1 protein-coding gene is annotated in these 284 nt (G+C 57.7%); it reads left to right on the forward strand.

Annotation, left to right across the window (positions count from 1 at the left end):
- Positions 1-284, forward strand: a 284-nt coding sequence (locus ACLEJP_RS25580; protein WP_440810930.1) for a hypothetical protein, incomplete at both ends; no start/stop codon positions are given.

Genomic DNA, 284 nt, shown 5'->3' on the forward strand with positions numbered 1-284 from the left:
TCAGTTGGAAGGGCAAGGATGAGAGTGCTTCGCTGGAGGATTCGATCAGAATTACTGCTTCCAACATTGGTCGCGAGCAGTTTGAGCTGACTGTCAGCAAGGGACTGGTCACCGCCAATGATGGTCACAAGGTGGTGGCGTCTTATTGGGTCGAGCGGGCAGAGGGAGCAGGGACCAGTCACTCCGAACCGTTGACGCTGCAAGTCGGGGCGGCTGTTCCGACGCTTCCGGAGCTGGTCATCGAAGAGGCTATCGAGGGGGTCATCGATCCTGCAGATGTCGCA

It is taken from the genome of Pseudomonas sp. SMV7, assembly GCF_052041995.1.
Taxonomy (GTDB): domain Bacteria; phylum Pseudomonadota; class Gammaproteobacteria; order Pseudomonadales; family Pseudomonadaceae; genus Aquipseudomonas.